This is a genomic window from Sorangium sp. So ce295, from assembly GCF_051527405.1.
GTDB classification, from domain to species: Bacteria; Myxococcota_A; Polyangia; order Polyangiales; family Polyangiaceae; genus Sorangium; species Sorangium cellulosum_B.
Genome location: NZ_CP150324.1, coordinates 1,134,698 through 1,153,061 on the forward strand (window position 1 = coordinate 1,134,698; position 18,364 = coordinate 1,153,061).

The 18,364-nt window shown below is 69.9% G+C and carries 14 protein-coding genes; 6 read left to right on the forward strand and 8 right to left on the reverse strand.

Translation table 11 applies throughout. From position 1 onward, the window contains the following. Window positions 1–94: 94 nt before the first annotated feature. From WMF11_RS04300 to WMF11_RS04320, 5 genes are all read right to left on the reverse strand, one after another. Window positions 95–676 (reverse strand): YfiR family protein, encoded by a 582-nt coding sequence (locus WMF11_RS04300; protein ID WP_437549630.1) that lies wholly within the window; start codon window positions 674–676, stop codon window positions 95–97. 75 nt (window positions 677–751) lie between these two features. Further along, on the reverse strand, window positions 752–1,276 hold the full coding sequence (locus tag WMF11_RS04305) for a response regulator (RefSeq protein ID WP_437976522.1): 525 nt from the start codon (window positions 1,274–1,276) through the stop codon (window positions 752–754). Next, window positions 1,273–1,773, reverse strand: coding sequence for a chemotaxis protein CheW (locus WMF11_RS04310; RefSeq protein WP_437976523.1), 501 nt, complete (start codon window positions 1,771–1,773; stop codon window positions 1,273–1,275). Before WMF11_RS04310 ends, WMF11_RS04305 begins: the two co-directional genes overlap by 4 nt. A gap of 155 nt (window positions 1,774–1,928) precedes the next feature. Then, complete coding sequence (locus WMF11_RS04315) at window positions 1,929–4,268, reverse strand: TonB-dependent receptor (protein WP_437976524.1); 2,340 nt, start codon at window positions 4,266–4,268, stop codon at window positions 1,929–1,931. A gap of 395 nt (window positions 4,269–4,663) precedes the next feature. Then, on the reverse strand, window positions 4,664–6,913 hold the full coding sequence (locus WMF11_RS04320) for a hypothetical protein (RefSeq protein WP_437976525.1): 2,250 nt from the start codon (window positions 6,911–6,913) through the stop codon (window positions 4,664–4,666). A gap of 111 nt (window positions 6,914–7,024) precedes the next feature. Between WMF11_RS04320 and trmB the strand changes: the two genes are divergently transcribed. The 5 genes from trmB to WMF11_RS04345 all read left to right on the forward strand — a co-directional run bounded on the left by trmB (window position 7,025) and on the right by WMF11_RS04345 (window position 13,871). Next, window positions 7,025–7,705 carry a tRNA (guanine(46)-N(7))-methyltransferase TrmB gene (gene trmB / locus WMF11_RS04325; protein ID WP_437976526.1) on the forward strand — a complete coding sequence of 227 codons (681 nt, stop codon included), beginning with the start codon at window positions 7,025–7,027 and terminating at the stop codon, window positions 7,703–7,705. A 57-nt stretch (window positions 7,706–7,762) separates the two neighbouring features. Beyond that, window positions 7,763–7,999 (forward strand): hypothetical protein, encoded by a 237-nt coding sequence (locus WMF11_RS04330; protein ID WP_437976527.1) that lies wholly within the window; start codon window positions 7,763–7,765, stop codon window positions 7,997–7,999. Window positions 8,000–8,582: 583 nt separating this feature from the next. Next, window positions 8,583–9,299: an MXAN_6577-like cysteine-rich protein gene (locus WMF11_RS04335; RefSeq protein ID WP_437976528.1), complete on the forward strand. Its 717-nt coding sequence runs from the start codon at window positions 8,583–8,585 to the stop codon at window positions 9,297–9,299. Between the two features lie 443 nt (window positions 9,300–9,742). After that, the gene (locus tag WMF11_RS04340; RefSeq protein WP_437976529.1) at window positions 9,743–10,663 is read left to right on the forward strand and encodes an SDR family NAD(P)-dependent oxidoreductase; all 921 of its coding nucleotides are present in this window, start codon (window positions 9,743–9,745) and stop codon (window positions 10,661–10,663) included. A 1,117-nt stretch (window positions 10,664–11,780) separates the two neighbouring features. Then, window positions 11,781–13,871 (forward strand): hypothetical protein, encoded by a 2,091-nt coding sequence (locus WMF11_RS04345; protein WP_437976530.1) that lies wholly within the window; start codon window positions 11,781–11,783, stop codon window positions 13,869–13,871. A gap of 203 nt (window positions 13,872–14,074) precedes the next feature. Here WMF11_RS04345 and WMF11_RS04350 read toward each other — a convergent pair whose 3' ends face one another. From WMF11_RS04350 to WMF11_RS04360, 3 genes are all read right to left on the reverse strand, one after another. Continuing rightward, window positions 14,075–14,890, reverse strand: a complete 816-nt coding sequence (locus tag WMF11_RS04350; RefSeq protein WP_012238190.1) for an ExeA family protein — start codon at window positions 14,888–14,890, stop codon at window positions 14,075–14,077. Next, complete coding sequence (locus WMF11_RS04355; protein WP_437976140.1) at window positions 14,887–16,242, reverse strand: DDE-type integrase/transposase/recombinase; 1,356 nt, start codon at window positions 16,240–16,242, stop codon at window positions 14,887–14,889. The genes WMF11_RS04350 and WMF11_RS04355 overlap by 4 nt, the downstream gene beginning before the upstream one ends. A gap of 119 nt (window positions 16,243–16,361) precedes the next feature. After that, a complete protein-coding gene (locus WMF11_RS04360; protein ID WP_437976141.1) occupies window positions 16,362–16,985 on the reverse strand; it encodes a hypothetical protein in 624 nt (207 codons plus the stop codon). Window positions 16,986–17,358: 373 nt separating this feature from the next. Here WMF11_RS04360 and WMF11_RS04365 point away from each other — a divergent pair, with 373 nt between their 5' ends. Continuing rightward, on the forward strand, window positions 17,359–18,294 hold the full coding sequence (locus WMF11_RS04365; RefSeq protein ID WP_437976531.1) for a DNRLRE domain-containing protein: 936 nt from the start codon (window positions 17,359–17,361) through the stop codon (window positions 18,292–18,294). Window positions 18,295–18,364 lie beyond the last annotated feature (70 nt).

The window sequence follows — 18,364 nt, forward strand, 5'->3', positions numbered from 1 at the left end:
TGGATGGGCGATGGGAGATCGCGAGTCGTGAACCGTGAGCCGTGAACCTGCGAGCGGCGATGCGCGGTGTCCGGTGACGGACGCCGCGAGGGCCTCAGTCGACGATGCGGGCGAGGCGGAGGAGCTGCGGGTCGAAGCGGAGGCCGACGGCGTTGGCGTGCTTCACGTTCAGCAGGAGCTCGGGCTTGGCGCCCGAGAGCCCCACGGCGACGGCGCAGCCGCGCTTCGTGTCGTCGCCGTCGCCGCACACGACGATGCGGACGACGGCTCCCTCGCGCGACGGGATGTCCGGGATGGCCGCGGCGAGCCCGCGCGCCACATAGACCACCTCGGCGCCGGCGGCGCGCAGCGCCTCCTGCAGCTGGGCCCTTCCGCTGTACGTCACGCGCAGGACGGACGCCGGCCGCTTGGCCACGGTCGTCTTCGCGGCCAGCCTGGAGAGCACGGCCGCCATCGCGCTCGCGTCCTCCGCGCTCGCGCCCGACTCCGCCCCGACGACCGCGAGCACGGCCGTGCCCGCGCGGCTCGCGAACCCGCTCTCGTAGCCGATCGAGCGCAGGAGGATGGCGCCCCGCAGCTCGTAGGGGACGGAGGCGGCAGAGTGGCTCTCGGTGCTCACGGTCGTGAGGAGGGCCGCGGCCATCAGCATTCGAATCGACGAGATCGGAGACACCATGTTCCGCTGGCGAGCTCTGTACGATCGCGGACGGATCCTCGACGGGCGTGGCATCAGGCGACCGCGGTCCCCACGTCAGCGTTCCTTGCCGGCGAGCCGCTGGACCAGGGCCGGCAGACGCTCGAGGTGGCGCTTCGAGAGGACCGCGTCCGCCTGGACCTCCAGCTTCAGCTGCTCGAGCTCCCGCTCGGAGTGTCCGGACATCAGGATGACGCTGAGCTGCCCGAGCCGCTGGTTCTTCCGGAACAGGGTGAGCAGCCGGTCCCCACGGATGGTGGGCATGAAGACGTCGAGGACGACGATGCGCACCTGGTGCCGCACGATGGCCTGCGTCGCCCCGATGGGGGAGGGGAGCGCGAGCACCTGAAAACCGGCAGAGCGCAGCACGCGAGACACCTCTTCTCGGGCGATCTCGCTGTCGTCGATCACCAGCACAGGCGGGTTCGCCGGCGCGGTTGTCAACGTGCTCGCCGGCGTGCTCGCCGGCGCGCTCGCCGGCGACCGCGACAGCGGGGCCGCGCTCGCCGGGGACGCCTCATCGGCCGAATCGAGCGGCTGTCTGGCCCTGGGCGCAGGGGATCGGGAGCTCGGAACGCTCATGGATTCGACCAGATGCCCTGAGCTTCGCGCGTCGCCACGAAGGGCCGAGGCGCAACGCCGGGAGCGTCGACCAGGTGGGTCACGTCGAGGAAGGTCACTGCTCCCTCGCTGGTGTCGACGAGAGCGTTCGGCACGGGCTCCCCGAACACCTCGACCGCGGCGACACACCGCGTCTTGCCGGCGGGCAATCCCAGGTAGCCGCGCGCAGCGCGGCAGACGACGATGCGGAGCGGGGTAGCCGCCGGCTCCGCGAGGAAGGGCGACAGGATCACGATGATCCTCCCCCGGTCCTGGAGGATGCCCATCACCCGGGGGTCGGTGCGCGGCAGCGGCAAGGGGGCGCGCCACGCGATCACCTCTTCCACCTGCTGCGCCCTCACCGCGAACGTCACCGCGCCCATGTCGAAGAGCAGGAAATCGACAACGGCCCTCTCGCGCAGGCCCTTGTCCGGGGTGTCGTCGAGCAGATCGTGAACCTGGCTCATTGCTTCGGACAAGGTGTCCTCGATTTATCACAAGGGCAGACGCCGGGGAGGTGCATTCGTATCGGGCTGCGCGGTGTCAGGAGATTTCTGATGTCGGTTCTGCTGTCGCTGTCGTGCGCTTGGGCCGCCTTCCCGCGCGCGCCGCCTTCCCGCCCGGGCCGGCGGCGTCAGTAAGACGCCTCGACCGAGGCGCCCACGTAGGGGCGACCGGTGGTGATGATCAGCCGGTGCGAGGCGTAGGAGGGTGGAGGGATCTTGTTGAAGGTGAGGTTCTTGCCGAACACGGAGACCCAGACGCGCTCGATCGGCGAGAAGGACACAGAGGCGTCGAGGTTGAACGCCGATCGCGCCGCCAGCCGATCTCTCGGCGGCAGCTCGTCCGTGTCGTGGGCGGGCGCGTCCCTGGAGCCGTGGCTGTTCATGCCAGTCCGGAAGGTCGCGGCGAGCCCGGCGGTGAACCGGCTGGCGCTGTAGCTCAGGTGGCCTTTGACGAGGTGGATGGGGTAGTTGGCCCAGGTCTCGCCGTCCCAGTTGGTCAGGATGTTGAGGTCGCTCTCGGCGCCGAACGGCTTCGACACGCTGTACCAGAGGTCCCCCGCGAACCCGCCGCCGAGGTCGGCGATCGCGCCGATCTCGCCGCCGAGGGCGTCGACGTCCGCGGTGCTGTTCGCGAAGCTGCCCCACCAGCCGCCCACGGCCGGGTGCCTGGGGTTCTGGGCCACGTGGTCCTCGAAGTCCTCGGGCCGCACCCGATCCCACAACACCCAGCCGAGGGTATTCCTGTAGCGCTCATAGAAGACCGCGACGTCGAGGGCGAGGCGCTCGTCGAGCAGGCCCACGACATAGTCGAGCTCCACGAGGTGGGAGGACTCCGGAACGAGCGAGGGCAGCGGCGCGATGGGCTCGTCCTCGAAGGCGGCGTTGAATCGCTCGAGCCAGTTGAAGTAAGCGGCGTCCGGGAAGCGGAAGCCCTTCTGGTAGGACAGCTTGACGTTCTGCGTGTCGCTGATCGCGTAGGCGGCCGCGACGCGGTAGGAGGGGCTGTCCACCGGCTCGGGCTCGCGCGAGAGGCCCCCGCGGAGGTTCAGCTCTCCAAACTCGGTGTGATCGAAGCGCAGGCCCGCGGAGACGGTGAGATCGTGGAAGGTGGCCGTGCTCTCGCCGAAGGCGGCGAGCTCGGTCCATGAGAAGCTCTCCGGGGACTCGAAGGCGGTCCCGTAGAGCCGTCCCCAGCGGGATCTCTGGCCGTTGAAGCGCTTGTGGCTCGCCGACGCGCCGATCGCGAGCTGGCTGTTCGGCAGCGCCGTCGTCTTGTAGACCGCCTTGATGTCCCGGTGCTCCTCGCCGAGGCCCCCGACCGGCAGGAGCCCTGCGCCCGGGACCGGATTGGACGCCTTCGCCATCTCGCCTGCGACCCAGTCGGCCGGGACGAGGGCCGTCTCGAAGGCCGAGAAGGTCGGGACCAGCTCGACCTTGTGCTGCCTGGACAGGTGGACGTGGATCTCCGGCGTGACGGCGAACGTCCTCTGCCGCACATGGCCGGTGTTGCTGTCGGACCACTGGCCCGCGAGCTGCTCGCGGGTCATGCCCCTGTTCGGGGCGTTGCCCATCATCGACGTCTGCGCGTAGTCGAGCCGCAGATCGACGCTGACGGGGCTGCGCTCGGAGCCGTAGCGGAAGCGGCCGAAGCCCTTGTAGCTCGGCTCGCCGAGGGCGTTGACGCGCGTGTGGTGCAGGAAGGGAGACGCCGTGACGTCCGCGTAGTCCTTCCCGTACAGCTCTGCCGTGTTCGGCCGGGGCGCCTGGGGCAGCTCTCCTTCGTTGTCGGCGTGACCGAAGTAGAGGAAGCAATCGGCGTTGTGCTTCTCGCTGAGCAGGCCGCCGTAGCTGACCTCCAGGGTGCGCGTGTCTCCGGAGGCATACGACGCCTTGCCCCAGAGCCCGGGGCGGGTGATCCCCGTGGGCCTGAGGACGTTGACGAAGCCGCTGATCGCGCCGGAGCCGTGGACGATGGCGCCGGGGCCGAGGATCACCTCGACCCGCTCGATGTCTCCGGTGAGGGGCACGGCCAGCGTGCTCCCGATGGCGCCGAAATGGGCGCGCATGTTCGTGTTCACGCCGTCGACCATGACGAGCGTCTTGGCGTTGTTGTCGATGAGCACGCCGCGCACGCCGATGAGGCGCGAGGTGCGCTCGTGCTCGCCGATCAGGACGCCGGGCTGGTGGGCTTGCAAGAGGTCGTCGAGCGAGCGGACGGCGTAGAGCTTCAGCGTCCGCGCATCATAGAGGCGCGCCTGACCGGTCGACGTCTTGCTCTCGGTCTCGAAGAAGCCAGTCGACGAGACCTTCACGTTGAGCAGCTCCTCGAGATCGAGCGAGAGGAACTGCCCCTGACCGCCGTCATCACCGCTGGCCAGCGCCTCGCCCCCCGGGGTCTGCGCCCAGGAAGAGCCCGCCGCCCCGAGAGGGCATAGCAGCGAGCAGAGGAGCAAAGCCGACTTGCGCATCGATTCCCCACGTTCGAGCGCCGGGCAGGGCGCACGGGATCGGGGCGAGCCGGCGTGCCGGTGGCCCGAGGTCCTGGAGCACGGCTGGACCGCCGGCCATGGCGGTGCGCGGCGGCGCCAGCGGGCGCGCGCTGCCCGGTCTCCCCCACGAGTCTGCGACGGATCTGTTCGCTGACTTGCTGTATTGCGCGAACATCCCGATGTTACACGAATACCCGGGTGCGTCAACGCCTGTCCTGAACGCTCGACGTGGAGCTCCGCGAGCCCGCCGGCGCGCTCTCGACTCTCGAGAGGCAGCTTGGGAGCGGGAGCTGCACCCGGGGCGCGACTCGATCGGAGTCGATGTGAGAAGGTGTGGTGTTCCCCGATGAGCGGGCGGCGCCGGGGGCCGGCGGTCAGCGCCCGGTGATCCAGTAATGGAAGGCGTGGAATCCAGCCCCGCGGCGCAGGGTGATCGCGATGGGGGCCGGCGTGGAGAGGCGCGCGGCGGGGAGGGGCAGCGCCCGCTCCACCCACGGTCCACGCGGCACGTCGATGGCGCCGATCGCCTCGCCCGCCACGGAGACGGCGAGCTCGGCGCCCTCGTCCGAGGCCACCCGGAGCACGAGGCGCGCCTCGGCGGGGGGCGCCGCGAGGTGGGCGACGAAGCGATCGGCGGTCCGGTGGTAGCGGCCACCGTCCGCGAGCTCCGTGCGCGTGAGGTCGAGCTCCCCTGGCGCGCTGCTCTCCGGCGCGGCGAGCGCGATCGCCATGTTGCGCTGGTCCGCGAGCGGATCGAGCGCATAGGCGTGCGCCGCCTCGGACTCGAGGTCCGAGACGTCGAGCTCGTCGAGGATGCGCTCGCCGGGCACGGACCGCACCGGCAGCGCCCCTGAGCCGAGGAGGTCCCAGCGCGCCTCGTAGGCGATCATCGTGGTGCCGCCGAGGATGGCCTGGTCCTCGACGGTGGCGTCGACCAGCGCGCGGCCCAGCACCGGCGGGCACGCCATCCAGTGCGGGTAGACGATGAAGTGGGTCGGCCGGCGCTCCGGGGGCAGCCTCTCGTAGTGCTCGAACCTGGAGCCGGCGCCGGCCACCCAGTAGCGCGCCTCGCCCTCGGTGGTCAGGCCCACGACGTCGAAGGTCCTGCGGCCGCTGAAGTAGGCGAGCGCGCCCGTGTCGTTGACGCCGATCCTGGCGTCCTCCGGCAGGTGCTGCGCGGCCCAGCGGCCGAGCCAGACCTGCTGCCGATCGATGGCGCGGGCGGAGTTGGCGAGGTCGCCGATGGCCCACGGCAGCCGCGCGGCGAGGGCGCCGGCGAACGCGCCGGCGAGGAGGGGCGTCACGTAGTGGAGCGAGGGCCGGAGCCGCCGGGCGGCGTCGCCGAGCTCGCGCGCGAGGCAGGCGGCCATGACGATCCACGCCGGCGCGAAGGGCCAGACGTACCGCACGCGGTTCCAGAGGAAGCTGAGGTACGTGCAGGGCAGCAGCGCGCCGAGCGCGAGGGCGCCCACGATCGCGGCGTGCGCTGGGCGGCCCCTCCGGTACGCTGCCACGGCGAGCGCGACGGCGCCGAGGGCGATGACGGCGGCGGAGCCCTCGGGGAGGAAGACGGCCGTCCACTGGCCGCCGTCGATCACGTCGGTCACGAGCAGCCGGACGTTGTCGAGGAGCGCGGCCCTGAGCGTCGGTCCGTCGTAGTTGGGGTTGCCGATCAGCCACTTGACGGACGTCGTCGATGAGGTCGGGTGGCCCGCGAGCAGCAGGTTCAAGGCCGGGACGACGAGCGGACCGAGGAGCGGCGCGAGGGCGAGCAGGCGCCCGGCGGAGCGCGCGGAGTGCGCGGAGTGCGCGGTGTGCGCGGTGTGCGCGGTGTGCCAGAGAGCGCCGCTGCGGGAGGGGGATGGAGCGGAGAGGGGCGGCGCCGGGAGCAGCGCTGGAGCCACAGCGCGTGACGCCCACAGGGCGAGCGCGATCGCGGCGAGCAGGGAGGCGAGCGCGCCCTCCGGGCGGAGCAGGGGCGCGACGAAGCCGCAGAGCGCGAGGGAGCGGGCGATGGAGGCGGTGGGCGGCTGCGCGGGCGCGCCGGGTGGCTCCGCGGGGGCCGCGCTGTCCGTGGCGGCCTCTGGCGGTGCCGGCTCGCAGAGCGCCGCTGCCAGACGGGCGGTGCGGGTGAGGATCCAGGCGAAGGCGACCGTCTCCATCCCGCTCCAGGCGAACCACGCGAACGCGGCGAACCCGGCGCACATCGCGCCCGCGCCGGCGGCGGCCGCGGGGCCGGCGAGGGGGCGTGCGAGGCGCGCGGTCTCGACGGCGAGCGCCGCGTGGAACACGAGCCCGAGCGCCCAGACCGCATAGACGAGCGAGAGATCGCGCAGGCCGAGCGCGTGGAAGGGGGCGAGCAGCACGGGCCAGAGCAGGCTGGTGGCGCCGCTCGAGTAGCCCTCGCCGGCGACGAAGCTGAAGAGGCCGCCCTCGGCGAGCCGCCGGGCGTACTGCATGTGGATGAACGCGTCGTCGAGCGGCAGGGCCGGGCGCCCGGCCTGCGCAAGGATCGCCCTGACGCAGAGCGCGCCGAGCGCGCCGCTCGCGGCGAGGGCGGGCGCATAGGGGAGGGCGCGCGCGGCGAGGGCGCGCAGCCGGGAGGGGGCCGGAGGTGCCGCCATGGGGCCCGACGCATACCACCGTGCCGCCGGGGGACAGCGATTTCCCGCGCCGGGTGGCCGGCGGATTTCCCGCGCGGGGGCGGCCGGCATTTGGTAGAGCGCCGGGGCTCCATGGTCTTCCAGCCGCGCCCGAACCACCCCTACGCCGACGCGCCTCGCTTCCCTGACGGCGACGACGTCTCCATCGACGCCTTGATCCCGGGCGCCGGCCCCGTCGAGATCGAGATCGGCCCCGGCCGCGGCGGCTTCCTGTTCGAGCGCGCGGCGGCGAGCCCCGAGGCGCGGCTGCTCGGGCTGGAGATCCGCCTGAAGTGGTCGGCGATCGTCGACGGGCGCCTGAGGAAGGGCGGCCTCGGCGGCCGCGTGCGGGCGCTCAACGCCGACGCGCGCGAGGCGCTCGCGCGGCTCCGCCCCGACGCGTCGATCGCGCGGTTTTTCCTGCACTTCCCGGATCCGTGGTGGAAGAAGCGCCACACGAAGCGGCTCGTGATGGGCCCGGCGCTGCTCGACAGCCTCGCGCGCCTGCTCATGGACGGCGGCGAGCTCTTCGTGCAGACCGACGTCGAGGAGCGCGGCGCGCTCTACGCCGAGCAGATCGGCGCGCACCCCGCGTTCGAGCCGGCGGGCGACGCGCCCGGCTCGCCGCACCTCGCCGAGAACCCCTACGGCGCGAGGAGCCCCCGCGAGCACCACGCGATCGCCGACGGGCTGCCGGTGAGCCGGCTGCGTTACCGGAGGCGGCCGCGCGCGGCCGGCGGCGCGCCGCTGGATCCCGGCCAAGACGCCGGCTGAGCCCGCTGGACGTGCTCGACGGGGCGCGTGAGACGGATGGCGGCTACGCTGCACGTCATGTGTTCGATCCTCGCGTGGACGACAGTCGCCGCGGCGATCCTCGCCCAGGTGTTCATCACGGTGCGCCTGTGGCGGAGCGATCTGTACTCGCGCGACCAGAAGCTCCTGCAAAGCGCGCTGAGTTGGCTATTGCCGATCGCGGGATGCTTCATTGTGTACTCGGGGTTGCGGCAGGAAGACGATGTCTCCCGGCCGACGCCGAACACCGAGATGGAGAGTGACGACGAGGAGTAGATGGAGAATGGCTGCTGAGCAGCGCCGCGCGCTGCTCAGCAGGCCATGCTCGAGCTCTGGGGGATCCCCTCCCGGGCACGCACGGTAGCCGCTACGCTGCTGCCGAATCGGGAGAGGGAGCCAAGCCTGCCCCAGGCGCAGCGCCCATCGCCGCATGTGCGTCGCCGACCCTGATCGTGGACCGATACGGTCGCGGTGTCGCAAGCGTGGGAGTCGAGCGCCCCTACGCCGTGCGAAGAACGGGGCCGGTCGTCCGGTGTCGAGGCTCATGTGTCCTACAGCGATGCGGGCACACCTGGGATGGGGGACGCGACGCTTCGGGGGAAGGGCTCGTCCTGGGCTCTCTCCGTGGTGCTCCGAACAGAGGCAGTCGTTCTTTCGGACCCGAGATGAGAAAAAGCTGAGCCGCGCGCGCTATCCGCAGCGACAGCGGTCCATGGGAGTCGTCGAAGCTGCCCAGAGCAAGCCGTGATGTTGGCACGACTCCACTTACCTCTTACATCTGGAGGACGACATGCATCGTGCGCGCGTGAACATGGGGATCCTGGGTTGGCTGGCGGGCGTGGCCGTCTGTTCGGCACCGATGGTCGGATGTAGCGGCGGCGAGAGCACCCAGGCGGAGGCGAGCGCCACGTCAGGCTCCACCACCACGAGCACCGGTAGCGCTACCGGCGGGAACGCGGGGAGTGGTGGAGACGTGCAGGGGGGCACGGGCGGGCTCGGGGGCGCTGGAGGGCAAGGCGGGAGCGGTGATGGAGGCGCGGGCGGCACCGGCGGCGCGGGCGGCACCGGCGGCACCGGCGGGCTCGGGGGGGCCGGAGGGCAAGGCGGGAGCGGTGACGGCGGGGCGGGTGGCACCGGCGGGGCGGGGGGGCAAGGTGGCCTCGACGGCTCGGGGGGACAGGGTGGGGCCAGCGAATCTCCGTGTCCCCCGACCCAGACGTTCTGTGATCCCGCGTGCGTCGATACGCAGACGGACAGCATGAACTGTGGGGCTTGCGGCACCACCTGCAAAGCGGGCTCGACCTGCCAGGCCGGCGCCTGCACATGCCCGCTGGCGGGGCAGACCTACTGCGATCCGCTTTGCGTCAACACGAACCTCGATCAGTTCAACTGCGGGGCGTGCGGCAACACGTGCGGCGGCGGCTCGTTCTGCACCGCTGGCGAGTGCACGTGCAACGCGGGGCTGGCGTACTGCGGCAACCGATGCGTGAATCTCAGCAACGATGAGAGCAACTGCGGAGCGTGCGGCACCGTCTGCACCGACGGACAGAACTGCGTCACGGGCATCTGTCGCTAGTTCCGCGTGTCAGAGATCCCGCCATAAACACCGGTCGATGACGAGCGGTCGCCGGGCTCGCCTGGCGGCGCCCGAGCCACGTCCGCATGGTCATCGCCCGCGCCAAGTACCGCGACGCCGGCGGCGCAGACAGCGCAAATCGCTCCGTCCACCGTTGCGGCGGAAGGCTCGCGAGTGCTTCCGGCGGAAACATCGCCCTCACGAGGTTGATCCCCGCGCTCTTGCCGTTCCCGCCCTCGCCAAATAGAATCGGGCAGCGCTGAAATCTGACGGCGTCGCCAGCGTAATGTAGACAATATTACATATCCGAGTGAACTCGTTGGATCTGTTGGTATTTGTACGCGGATCAGTGGATCGTACTTCTTGTACGTTATGCCAACTGCCGGTCGTCGTTGGCGGAAAATTCTTGATAGGTCGGAATGGCTTCGCGCGGGCTATCCTCGGTGGCACGCCAGCGCGAACGCTTGGACGGCCTCGAGCTCGTCAAGGCGAGCCCGCGGCGCGACGAGCACCGGCGGCCCCTCGGGCGGCTCCTCTTCGCCGTCGTCCCGTCAGCTAAAGACAGCCAGTCTCTCGAACCATTCCAATCCTTATTACACGGAGTTGAGATTACCATGCTCAGCAATAAAGTCGTTTTGATCACCGGGGCCACATCGGGAATCGGGGCCGCGACGGCGATCGCGGCGGCGCGGGCCGGCGCCAAGGTGGTGCTGGCCGCGCGACGCCAGGAGATGGGCGACGCGCTCGCGGCCCGCATCAAGGTGGAGGGTGGAAACGCGCTGTTCGTCCGCACCGACGTCACCGTCGAGGCGGACATCCACGCTCTGATCGAGCGCACCGTGGAGGTCCATGGGCGGCTGGACAGCGTCTTCAACAACGCCGGTATCGCCACCGCGCTCGGGCCGCTCGCGGACGTGCCGGTCGCCGATTACCTCGCTCTCATGCAGGTCAACCTGCACAGCATCTATCTGTGCATGAGGTATCAAGTGCCCGTCATGAAGAAGGGCGGCGGCGGCTCGATCGTCAACTGCGGCTCGATCGCCTCCACGGTCTCTGCGCCCGGGTTCGGCGTCTACGCCGCGACCAAGCACGCGATCCTCGGCCTCACCAAGTCTGCGGCCATCGACTACGCGGCGGACAAGATTCGCGTCAACGCCATCCTGCCCGGCCCGGTGGAGACCGAGATCTGGGATCATATGCAAAGCGGCGAGCAGGTGCTCGACGCCTTCGGCGCGGCCACGCTGATGAAGCGGTACGCGCACGCAGACGAGATCGCTCGACCGGCGGTCTTCCTGCTGTCCGACTGGTCGTCGTACATGACCGGCACGCAGCTGACCGTGGACGGCGGCTACACCGCAGTGTGACCCGGGGCAGCGCGCCTCGGAAGATCCAGGCGCGCTGCCGGCACCTCGCCGCGACGACGCGTGGGCGAAGGTCGAGCAGTGGAGCCGTGAAGAGGGGGAATTCGAGAAGCGAGCGGCGTTCGCGCTGCTTTGGAGTCTTGCTCTCCACGACAAGCGCGCGAAGGACCGGCAGCTCGTCGACGCACTCGCGCTCCGCGACCGGTACACGAGCTCCATCGGCGAGCGGCTCGCGAGCACGCCTTTCGCAGCCTCGCGACCGCGCGGACGAAGGTCACGGCGAGCGGCGCTCCAGCGGCCCTGGCGAGCCGCGATCCGGGTAGCCAACCCTCGGCACAGCGCTCGATCAGGACTGGGAGCGGCTTCTTGCTTGCGGAGTCGCGGTGTCGCCAACGAAGCGCGCGACCTCCATCGCGTCGCGGGGGCCGCCGCCGAGCCAGCCAGCGCGGGGTCAGGTAAGTAAAGGTCGTTGGCTGGCCTGGATAACCCAGTCGCGCTGGGTGTTCACCAACACTTCTGTGGATTTCGTCTGCGTTCATACACTCAAGCGAGCGGACGGCCGCTTCTCTATACCTTGCTTCACACCGGCGGGCGGCCTGAGCACTTCAGTTCTGCATCGAAAATTTATAGCCTTGATGTGAATGACGACCGAAGTGTGCGACCTAATTGGCGGTCGTTTGATCCTGGAAAGTATTTCGTCTTGACCGGACATGTCGATCCGGGAATAGAGTCGTTTCACGAGAGCGCCTGTATCCGCACCCTCTGGTGCTGGATGGTCTGCACCGATGGTTCGCGGCGCGAAGGCATGCAGCGGGAGGCTCCTCTTTTGCCCCCTGGTGCCTTCGCCCGTCACGGTCCTGTCCACCGCAGCGGTTCGACGACGCCGGGGGAGAAGAAGCCATGCATTCGATTTCTCGATGCTTTGGGTCGCGGTCGTTTGCCGCCGGGAAGCTCATCACCTCGCTCGTGGTGATGTCGATCGTTGAGCGCCGCTCGATGAGGACGTGACCGCGGAGGGGCCGCCCAGGCCCCGATTCGAGGTCAGTCGCCGAACGGGTAACCCACAGACGAAGCAAGTCTGCGACGGGGCACGTGTGTGCCTTCCGTCAAAGGAGACTCAATGCGTAGAATCAGTCACCTCCTTCCCTTGGCGTTCTTGGCCGGGATCTCCGGCCTGCTCGGCTGCCTGGGCGTCTCCGATTCGGACGATCTGGCTGAGCTGGCCGAAGAAGACGTGGGCGCGAGCGAGGAGATGCTGGTGGCGCGCCCCGCCGCGCGGCTCATCTTGACCGACTCCGTCATCGCGCGCCTGAAGGCGCGCGCCGCGGCTGGCGACGCCGCCTGGACGGCGTTGAAGAAGCGCTGCGACGATTACACGACCGGCACGATGCACCCGCCGAACGGCAGCACCTACCCGGGCTACCCGAGCGTCGGGCAAGGCTATCAAGGTGACGAGTATCCGCCGGTCGTGCGCGCGCTGGGCATCTGCTATCGCGTGACGAACGACACGGCCGCGCAGGCTCGCTACGGCGAGGCCGGCGTTCGCCTGCTGGAGGCCATGAGCACCCCGGTCGCGTCCGGGGGGCAGAAGCCGTCGACGGACCTGGGTTACGGCATCCGAAACTACGTGGTCGGTATGGCGTTCGGCTACGACTGGCTCTACCCGGCGCTGCCGGCTGCGACCAAGACGCGCCTGGTCGCTTCGATGAACGCGTGGATCGACTGGTATGACGAGAGCGGGTTGATCAAGAACGACCCGATCGGTAACTACTTCGCCGGCTACTACCTCGCCAAGACCGCGGCGGCGCTGGCGACCGAGGGCGAGAACGCCAAGGCCGGCGCGTACTGGAACGACGTCGTGACGCGCATGTGGGGACAGCTCGTGAAGCCGAAGTTCACGAGCATGATGGCCGGCGGAGGCTGGCCCGAGGGCTGGGGCTACGGCGGCAGGGCCGTCTTGTACGTGGTCGAGGCGCTGTGGGCGACCAAGACGGCGACCGGCCTCGACTGGTGGAAGGAGCTGCCGCTGGCCCGCGAGCAGGCGACCTATGCTCGGTACTTCACGTGGCCTTCACTCAAGCACATGGACGACCAGGGCACGATTCGTGCGGGCATCAACATGCGTCCTTCTGTGGCGATGTTCCTCGGCCTGGCGACCATGCTCGAGCAGCAGGGTGACACCTCGGCCGCCGTCGCGCGCGGCTTCGCCGCCGACGTGATCGCGGCAGCAGGCGACGACTCGGCGCCGTGGTCCAAGTTCTTGTATGGCGATCCGGCCGCCGCCAGGAGCGGGTACCAGTCGAGCGGCTTGTCGCACTTCGCGGCCGGCCCTGGCCACGTCGGCATGCGCTCGTCCTGGGACAAGACGGCCGTGTGGGGGGCGCTGTCTGGCGGCGCGTACATCAACGCCGCCTACTCCGGTGAGCAGATGTTCAACGCCGGCGGTCTGAGCGTGGTGGTCGGCGATCAGCCGGTACTGATGAACGCCACCGGCTGGCTGCCCCAGAACTGCGGCAACGCCTGCGAGAACCTGGTGAACGACGACAGCTACGGCACGAGCCAGCGCCGGCTGCACAATACCTTCTTCGTCGACGACGCCACGAACCGGTACAACCCCGGACAAAATTCGCTCTCACCGGTCGATTCGAACGCCCATGTAGAGCGGTACGAGGACCGCGGCGCGTTCGTGCGCGCGCGCGCCACGGGCCTCGGAGACCAGTACGGCAGCCCCACGGTCAAGCCGGTCTCGCAGTTCACGCGCGACGTGGTGTTCTTCCGTCCAGGCAGCTTCGTGCTGTTCGACCGCACGACGGTGGCGAAGGCCAGCGCGGACCAGTGGATGAGCTTTCACACACCCGTGGCGCCGCGTCAGGTGACCACCGCCGACGCGACACAGAAGCGCTTCGACGTCGTGGTGGGGACCACGCTGGTTGGAAGCGTGCGCGCGCTGCTGCCGAAGAGCGCGAGCACGACGACGACGACGCTGCCCGCTTCGACGGCGCGGCTCGAGGTGCACGCTCCGGTGCGTGCGGCGGCGCAGCAGTGGCTGACCGTCGTCTCGGCGGGCGCGACGCTCGGCGAGCAAACGCGACTGTCGGCTGCGGACGGCAACGTAATCGCCGGCAACGTGGTGGGCGTCGAGCTTTCGGCGCCGCAGAATCAGGTCGTGCTGTTCTCGGCCGATCAGGCCGCGACCGGCACCGTGTGTTGACGCTCAGGCTGGCTGATGGTCCGCCGCGCAGGCCGCTTGATGGCGATCGCCGGCGTGCGCGGTTGCAGTCAAGGAGAGCGATGGCCATCGCTCGGACGCGCGCCGCAGGGCGACTCGCGATGGCCATCATCGTTCGTGGCCGTCGGCGCCGGCGAGGTGTTCCTTTGCCAGCGCCGAGGTGACGCCCGTCGTGTCGGTCAGCGTCAGCTGCCGTCCGTCCCCAGATCGCCGACGATGCGTGCCATCACGTCACGCTCGACGAGCTTCTTCTTCCGTCGCGCCGCCTCGCGCAGCGCGGCGGTGGCCATGCGGTCGATCTCGCGCAGGCTCGAGCCGGCCGCTTCGTGGAGCAGCGTCAGAGCGTCCGCGGTGAAGACGTCGCGGTCGGCGCCGGCGCGGCTCATCCGTAGCCGCACGTACTCTCCGGTATCGTCGGGCACCATCGCACCGATCGAGAGACGCCGCTCGATGCGCGAATACAGCGAGCGGTTTTTGCGCAGCTCAAGCCGGTCTTGGAGGTCAGAGAGCCCTACCAGGATCAGCGACAGCAGGGCGCGGCTGTCCCATTCGTAGTTGAGCAGGATGTGGAGATGATCGAGCGTGTCTTGGTGGAGCAGGTGCGCTTCGTCCAGCAGGAAAACCGGGTGGATGCGCTCGCGGCCGAGGGTCTCGATATGCGCGCTGACTGCGTAGAAGACAGCCGCTGCGGTCGCGGCGGGGTTGAGTCCGAGGGCATGGCAGAGCTGGCGATAGAAGTCGCGACGGCCCAGCGTGGCGTTGTGGCAGTAGGTCAGCCGGAAGCCGGCCTGCGGCAACCGATGACGCACTGCCCGCAGCACACATGTCTTGCCGGCACCGGGCTCGCCGACCAGCAGCACTTGGGCGTGCTCGTGCACGGCCTCGCACACCTCCTCGACGAGTTGCTCCTTGGAGGGCGGCAGCCACAGGTCGCCGTCCTGGATCTCCTTGGAGAAGGGGGCGGCGGAGAGGGTGAAGAAGCGGACATAGGACTCGCTCACGTTTCACCTCCGCGCTCGCTCGTGTCGGCGCCAGTGCCCATCGAGCGGCCGAGCGTCCGCGCGGGGTTGAAGTCCACCGGGCGTGTCGGCTTGTCCGCCGCAGGCCCGCCGCACGGCACCCGCTTGCGCCGCGCGTTGCGCTGCGGATCGACCGGATGCAGCACCAGGCGCTTGCCCTCGTGCTCGACCCACGGCGGCTCGTCAGGCGCGACGAAGCACCGGGCGACGGAGACGATCTGGCCGGCGAGGTAGCCCTGATCGAGCTGCCAGGCGACACCGTCGACAGAAACGATGTTGTCGCCCGAGACGCGGCGGCGAGTGCGCTCGGTGAGCGCGACGCGCAGCGCCTTTTCGTCGACGCCGCCCTCGGCGGCGGGGCGAGCCGCATAGATCTTCGCCGGGGTCTGGCCGAGCAGGCCCGCGTGCGGCGCCGGGTGGTAACGCCTGTCGAGGAAGGCACGGAGCGTCGTGTTGATGTCGACGAGCGACGCCACGGCGCCGAGGTAGGTCAGGCACCCTTCGCGCAGCGTGCGCCAGAAGCGCTCCATCTTGCCACGCGCCTCTGGGTCGTACGGCTTTGCGTGCAGGAGCGTGATGCCGAGCCGCGCGCACGCGGTTTTGAGGACATCGCCGCGGTAGGTGGAGCCGTTGTCGAGATAGAGCGCGTCGGGCTTGCCGTGGCGACGCAGGGCGTCGACGGTCATGGCGAGCATGTCGACCTCCTTCTCGGTCGTGTGCGCCTCGAGCGCCACGACGTAACGAGAGGCGTCGTCGAGCAGCCCGTGGATGCGCAGCGGCGTCGCTTTGCCGCCGACGGTGCAGCCGGTCACGTGGCAGACGTCACCGTGCCAGAGCGCGCCGGGGCGCTCGGCCTGCCAGCGCAGCCGCGTCTTCGACTCGCCCTCGGCGCGCGCGGCGCGGCGGCGAAGGCCGTGCGCGGCGTACAGTCGCCGTACGGTGGGCTCGGAGACCTTGCCCGCTTCGAGCCGCCCCTCGTCGACGAGCGTCTTGAGGATGAGCGGTACCGAGGCGTCGGGATGCTCGCGTCGGATGTCGAGCAGCAGCGTGCGCAGCTCCTCCGACAGGCCCTGCGCGAAGCCGCGATCGCTGCGCGGCTGCGGGCGCAGGCCGTCGAGGCCAGCGGAGCGATACGCATACAGCCAGCGCTCGAGCGTGGGCACCGAGTAGGTGCGCGTGCTGTGCGCGCCCGGCGGTCGAAACCGCTGCTCGCTGAGCGTGCGCAGCTCGGCGGCGAGCTGGCCGTGGGTGAGCACGCGATGCATGAGAGGGCCAATGACCGTGGCGCGATAGATCGCGACGGTCTCGGCTGGGTCGGCAGGGCCGAGGGGCATTCGGACAGGTCCTTTCTGCGCCTTGCTGGCGCGCGGTCCTTGTCCGGGATCGGCGGCGTTTTCGGCAGCGATCCTCTCAGGTGGGCTGTACGAGTGGGTCTCCTTGGGGGCAAAGGACCTCACGCCGCATGCGCGGCGCCGAAGAAGGCGCGCTGCTCGAGCGGTAGCGCCCGGGTCGTCGGGTCCGCGCTTGCCGCGAGTGATGCCGCAGCGGCGGCTGCGCTCTTCCGGAGCGAGGCGGACGGGCCTGGGTCGGGGGCATCCGCAAACAGACGTCGCTGCGCGACGTCGCGCGCCCACCGGCGCAGCGTGGCCCAACCAGCGACGGCGCTGTCGCCGAGGATCTTCGCCGGGCCCACACGCCGACGGACCTCAGCCGCCGTCGAGAGCGCCAGGCCCCAGAGCGCGAGGGCGAAGCCGATCGCGGCGGCGCTGTACACGCGAAGGCCGAGCACACCGCGAGGAACGACGAGGAGCACCGCGCCGCAATCGAGGCAGCGGTAGCGGCGGGCGGTCACCGAGAGCACCTCGGGAGGTTGGTCCGGGCTGGTGGGGCCCCAGACCTGCCGCTCCCGCCTGCCGTGGCCTTGGAGCCGGATGGCGCCGCCCAGCGGACAGCTCGCAGCGCCGCAGACGGGGCAGCGCGCAGGCCTAGCTTCGACGACCGTGGGCAGCTGCTGCTGCCAGCGCTTGATGTCGATGGCGCTCTGGATAACACTGCGACCGCTTCGATTCCTGGGCACAAGAACCGGAGCACGACGAGGAGGCTGTCCGCCAAGATCAGGTCTCCTCGTCGCCTATTTTGTGGCCGGCACCGCGCCGCTGCTCCGCTCCTGCGGTCGGCCTACCCCGTCGTGAGGCGGGCGCGGGAGCAACAAGAGGTGGTAATTTTCGACCGATGGACGGAAGTGGGGTGCCCGCGCGGGAAGGGCTTCTCTGGGGTCGACGAAACCGTGCGCAGAGAGGGCTGCGATGAGAATCTTGAGGGGCTGGAGGTAATGCGCGTGCGCCGCGGCCCTCCGGAGTCGTCCTCTCGGGTCGCGCACGCGGAGCGAGCACTCTCCTTGATGGCCAGCCTCGTTGGGCAGAACCCCTCACCATCAAGCAGCATGCTCGATGCGATGCGCTGCCGCATCAATGAGAGGGCGCGGTAATACCGTGTCGAGCGCGGAGTACCTGGTCTCGCAAGCGGCAGCCGAGCATGTGCTGGTCGATGTTGCGCCCTCGAGCTCCGGATACGCGGTCACGGCCGTCGCCTCCGGCGGAAAATGGCGCATCCGCGTGAGCGCGGGCGGCGCGCTGCAGGTGTCGGGCGCCAGCGAGACCTTGAGCTTCAAGGTCAGCGCCACCGGCGCTGTCACGGCGGGCTCCTCGACGCCTCCGACGTCGACGCCGACCACACCGTCGCCGCCCACCGAGCCGACGCCGCCGACGCCGACCGAGCCGACGCCGCCCAGCGGTACAGCGCAGACGCTGACCTTCACTCAGGGCGTCAATGGCTACACCGGCGTGCAAGATCTGAGCATCTCCAGCCTGAATTACTCGTCCAGCAACCCTGTCGGCACGGTCTACAAGACCAACGACGTGCTCCTCGCCGACACGCGCCGCTACACCATGAAGGCGCTCATTCGTTTCGACGTATCGCAGATCCCCACCACCGCCACGGTGACGGCCGCCAAGCTCGACGTGACCTTCGAGAGCTGGGTCGGACCGCAAGCCCTGAACGGCAACTTCATGAAGACGCCGTGGAGCTACGGCTCCGCGACGCTGGGCTTCACAAGTGGGGGCGCGGGCAGCAACTGGACCGCGCCGGGCATCGGCTCGGGCGACGTGCAGGGACCGACCTTTCAGTTCCTGAACATCGACGATAGCGGCTATCAGCGCAGATCGATCGCGCTCGACCCAGGCAGCGTGCAGAGGTGGGTCCGGAGCAGCGCCGCCAATCAAGGCCTCGTGCTCGCCAACACCGCGACCGGCAAGGATCTGCGCATCTGCTCGAGCGAGGTGGCCAATGTCGCGAGGCGTCCGACGCTCTCGGTGACCTTCCAGTAGCGCCGCGCAGTCGAGAAAGGTCCTCCCGGGCCGCAGTCGCTGGCCTCCTCGGCGACCCGGGAGACCAAGG